The sequence below is a fragment of the Robinsoniella sp. genome (genome assembly GCF_034124845.1).
The window spans coordinates 1-4,851 of the sequence record NZ_JAWYAJ010000239.1 but is presented as its reverse complement, the minus strand read 5'-3'; the positions used below and the strand labels follow the sequence as shown (position 1 = coordinate 4,851).

The window sequence follows — 4,851 nt, the reverse complement described above, 5'->3', positions numbered from 1 at the left end:
TTTTCCTTTATTTTATCATCCGGTATGTATTCACCCAGAAGTAATTCATTTAAGGTAATATCTAACAAACTGCAAAGGGGCATAAATAAAGAGGGGTCGGGCATAGATTTCCCCCTTTCCCATTTTGATATTGCTTTGTCAGTAATACCTAGTTTTTCTGCTAATTGCATTTGTGTCATATTTTTATTTTTACGGCATTTGGAAATGAATTGACCTATTTTTTCCTGGTCCAATTTTCATACCCTCCTTCTCTCTGCTTTAAGTCCGATTATAAATACTTTAGCGGCCAATTAACACCTACCAGTGGTAGAGTCAACAAAAAAGGTTATTTCTGCGAACTCTACTGTTAGTTTATATTCTATCTTAGCACAGATTGGTAAGTGTTTCATCAGTTGTTCTAAATTGAATTTTGCCGATGAAGAGGTTTTGTATATGAAGACCATGTACGAAATAAGAAGGCGTACCAGACCCGTCTGACGTTCACTGTGACCCGGGAGGGCAACAAATACCGGGTAAAGTTTTCCAGAAGAAATTTTCAAAAATGTACAACTTATTTTTTCCGTTTTGTCCTACCTCCCACCCTATAAAAATCAGTATAATTTAGACATAACAAAGACAAGTCCTAAGGAGGAATTTAAAATGAAGAAGAAAACAGTGATCAGTTTTATGTTAATTACATCTATGACGGCCGGTATGCTGGCAGGCTGCGGAGGCGGAGCGAAAGAAACAGAAGCAAAAAGTGAGGCAAAGACAGAGAGTCAGACAGAAGCGAAAACAGAAGCCAAAACAGAAGCAAAGTCAGAAGCCGTGACGGAAGAAAAGACAGACGCTCAGACAGAAGGGGAAACCCAGGCGAAAGCAGAGGGCAGTGCAGCAGCAGTCAATCCCGAAGAAGAAGTAACCTTATCCGTATTAGCAGGGCAGTCTACCACAGATGCGGGCATTGAAGATATGATCGATGAAGCTTTAGCAGAAAAATATCCCAATGTAAAACTGGAATGGGAATGTGTGGACTGGGGAAATGATTTCCAGCCGAAAATGCAGCAGTACATGCAGTCAGGATTGCCGGATATTATGATTGGCAAGGCTCAGGATGTTGCCACTTATGCACCCCAGGGCGTGCTCGGCGAAATCGACAGCACTTACCTGGACAGAGGGCTGGATGCAGCCAGAGAAAATGTAACCATAGACGGCAAGACATACGGAATGGTATACAATGCACTGTATCAGGGCGTTTACTATAACAAGACCATGTTTAAAGACAATGGCTGGGAAGTTCCCAAAACCATGGATGACCTGCAGAAAATCATTGATGACTGTAAAGCTAAAAATATCACTCCATTTGCAAGCCATATGGTGGATACCTGGTCTATCGGAAATGTAACTATGCAGTTTGCAATGAATGATGTGTTCAACAAAGATCCTGAGTGGGGAGACAAATTCAGAGCCAAAGAAGTAACCTTTAGTGACAGCACAGAAATGCAGGCAGCATATCAGAACAACAAGTTAATATTTGACAATACTTTTGAAAATACATTCTCAATGGAACAGACGGATTGTGACGCAAAGATGGTATTAGGGGAAGCAGCAATGAAAGTTTCCGGTTCCTGGTCCATTCAGAATTTCCTGGATATCGATGAGAACTTTGACTTTGGTATTTTCCCGTTCCCGAATCAGACCGGTGATTCCAAATTAATATTCGAACCAAACATCACAGTTATGACAAGTGCTAAAAGCGAAAACCAGAATGCAATCAACTGTGTATTGGATGTGCTTACATCTGACCAGGAGCTTGCAGTAGAAATCTATGACTATACCAAGACGGCATCCATGTTAAAAGATGTATCCCCAACATTCACAAATCCAAGCCAGGAAGATATTGATAAATATGCAGCCGATGGAATGATCGTAGACGTAACTCTTGGAAATAACCAGCTGGTATGGGGCGGATTCCAGGAAGAAAATGCAAAAGACATCGCAGCATGGCTTCAGGGTGATGAGACTTTTGAAGACTGCCTGAAAGCATCCGATGCAAGGGTAGATGCCAGCTCAGCAAATTAGTACTCCAAGCCAGCTTGTGGTATTCATGGCATCAAGTTTGAAAGGAACTTTCAAACTACTTAATAAATGCAGTACCGCAGACTTGTCTGCGGTACGCAGGAGGTATAAGAATGACAAAATTGAAAAAAAAGGGCATGGATAAAAAACTGTTCCGCCAATATTTGATACTGGTTCTGCCAGGCTTTATTATTTTTACAATCGGGCTTATTATTCCCATGTTAATGGCATTTCGGTATTCGCTCACCAGCTGGGACGGTATGTCTGCGGTAAAGCCATTTGTGGGATTAAAAAATTATATGGATCTGTTTCAGGATTCTGATTTCAGATCTGCATGGTGGTTTACTATTTTATTTACCATCGGCAATACCGTTATTCAGAATATCGTTGCACTTTTATTTGCAGTAGCGCTGGACAGTGGGATAAAAGGTCAGAAAATTTACCGAACTGCATTCTTTGTGCCTTGTCTGATCAGTGCGGTCATCGTTGGTTTTGTATGGCTGAAAATGTACTCCAATGTACTTCCGGCAATTAATGATGCACTGGGAACCAACATCAACTTTATGCTGTTTGGAGATGGCAAGACAGTATTGTCAGGACTTTTAATTGCGAATAACTGGCAGTGGATCGGTTATTGGATGCTAATTTATCTGGCTGGGCTGCAGTCTATCCCGTCAGAACTTTATGAAGCAGCCAAAGTGGATGGAGCAGGCGCCATAAAAAGATTTTTTAATGTAACAATTCCAATGCTGGCACCTGCAATTACGATCTGTGTGGTAGGTATCACGACAGGTTCCTTAAAAGTGTATGATTTACTGGTTTCATCTACAAAGGGAGGTCCCGGAAGGGCATCTACATCCATTATTTATCAGACTTACACAACGGCAATTAACGGGCGTCAGTACGGTTATGGATCAGCAATGTCCGTCACGCTAGTCCTGGTATTATTTCTGGTAGCGCTGATACAGGTGAAAGGATTAAAGAAAAAGGAGGTGCAGGCATAATGTTTGGAAGAAAAAAAGAAAAAGAGGATACACCTTCCCAGCCATATACAAAAAGCACCTTCCTCATCCAGATCGTAATGAGTCTGTGTGCAATTGCTTTTATGGCACCGATATTCATGATTTTGAATTATTCCTTTAAAACAAAAAAGGAGCTTTATCTAAGCAGCCCTATAGCACTTCCGGAAAGTTTCAGTCTGGACAACTATGTACAGGCATTTAAAAAACTGAATCTGGTAACTACTTTTGGCAATACGTTTCTCTATACGGCAATCAGTGTATTAATATTGGCACTGCTGTGCGGGACAACTGCCTGGGCAATTGCCAGATGCAATCACAAATTTTTTACATTCTGCTATATCTACTTTATTATTGGAATCCTGATTCCATACCAGGCATTGTTTTTACCAATTTACATTATTGGCTTCAATATGCATTTGACAAATACCAGAATCGGAATTATCTTCATGTATATAGCCACAGGAGTTTCCTTCGGGGTCTTCCTGATGAACAGCTTCATGTCAACTGTTCCGGTAGAACTGGAAGAATCCGCACGCATTGACGGCTGCTCCGTATTTAAAACATATTATAAAATCGTGCTGCCGCTGCTGAAACCGGCTATGGCTACGCTGGTGATCATGCAGTCGTTCCAGATCTGGAATGATTATCTGCTGGCAAGCCTTTATGTGAGCAAAAAACAGTTAAAAACGCTGACAGTAGCCATACAGTCTCTGTTTTCCGCACAGTCCAGTGATTATACCACTGCCATGGCGGCGATTGTGATCTCCGTTCTTCCCATAGCCATATTGTTTATCTGCCTGCAGAAGTATTTTATAAAAGGAATGACAGTTGGAGCAGTGAAGGGTTAGGTGTGTTTAAAAATTAAATAGCTGGATGACATCTCGAAGATTTCAAAGTCGAATGAAAATATAAAGGGGTATGTATATGATTCAAATTTTAGAAGAATATTTATTTGGTGATATGACAGCCAGATATGTAACAGATCAGAAAAAAGAAAAGGTTGGACTCATACTGCTTCCAGCATGTGAACAGGTACCCGTGGATATTTCGAAAAAACAGGAACCGGACTCTCTGGTTCAGATCAAGATAGCGGGAGATACCTATGGAGGCGCTTATTCACAGGGAAGTACCCTGCGCAATTCTCAGACGGTACAGCTGCTGAAGTTTTGGAAACAGGATATTTTGCAGGATGGAAAGAAGCATACAGTCATTACCAGCCTGAAGGATGAGCGGGGGTATGTTGTCCGCCATTTTCTTACATGGACGAATGGTGCCCTTTTTTGCCGGAGCTTTTGCGAATTTGAAAATAACAGCGGAGAGACTGCAGAACTGGAAATGTTCGAAAGCTTTTCACTGGGAGGAATTTCTCCGTATGTGGAAGGTGATTGCCACGATCAGATTATAGTCCACAGGCTGCGCAGCCGATGGAGTCAGGAAGGCCGCCTGGAATCCCAGCCCATTGAACGCCTGGAGTTAGAGCCTGCATGGGCGGATCATGCGGTACGCTGTGAACGGTTTGGCCAGGCCGGATCTATGCCTGTGAATAAGTTTTTCCCATATCTGGTTCTGGAGGATCAGAAAAACCATATTTTCTGGGGCGCACAGATTGCCCATGGGGCATCCTGGCAGATGGAAATATACAGAAAAGATGAAGGAATTGCAATGAGCGGCGGTCTGGCTGACCGGGAGCTTGGGCACTGGATGAAAAAAGTAGAACCAGGTGCCGGATTTCAGACACCGCAGGCGATATTAAGTGTTGGAAAGTGCAGGG

At 42.3% G+C, this 4,851-nt stretch carries 4 protein-coding genes and 1 pseudogene; 4 read left to right on the top strand and 1 reads right to left on the bottom strand.

Annotated elements, in window-relative coordinates:
• A partial coding sequence (locus ACH2DQ_RS11865; protein ID WP_395026851.1) for a helix-turn-helix domain-containing protein occupies positions 1 to 233 on the bottom strand: 233 nt, incomplete at its 3' end.
• Positions 234 to 639: 406 nt separating this feature from the next.
• Here ACH2DQ_RS11865 and ACH2DQ_RS11860 point away from each other — a divergent pair.
• The 4 genes and pseudogenes from ACH2DQ_RS11860 to ACH2DQ_RS11845 all read left to right on the top strand — a co-directional run.
• Positions 640 to 2,061 carry an extracellular solute-binding protein gene (locus ACH2DQ_RS11860; protein ID WP_394910661.1) on the top strand — a complete coding sequence of 474 codons (1,422 nt, stop codon included), beginning with the start codon at positions 640 to 642 and terminating at the stop codon, positions 2,059 to 2,061.
• 110 nt (positions 2,062 to 2,171) lie between these two features.
• On the top strand, positions 2,172 to 3,062 hold the full coding sequence (locus tag ACH2DQ_RS11855; protein ID WP_394910660.1) for a carbohydrate ABC transporter permease: 891 nt from the start codon (positions 2,172 to 2,174) through the stop codon (positions 3,060 to 3,062).
• Positions 3,062 to 3,928 carry a carbohydrate ABC transporter permease gene (locus tag ACH2DQ_RS11850; protein WP_394910659.1) on the top strand — a complete coding sequence of 289 codons (867 nt, stop codon included), beginning with the start codon at positions 3,062 to 3,064 and terminating at the stop codon, positions 3,926 to 3,928. The genes ACH2DQ_RS11855 and ACH2DQ_RS11850 overlap by 1 nt, the downstream gene beginning before the upstream one ends.
• A 76-nt stretch (positions 3,929 to 4,004) precedes the next feature.
• A pseudogene (locus ACH2DQ_RS11845) lies at positions 4,005 to 4,851 on the top strand (alpha-galactosidase); the annotation flags it as partial.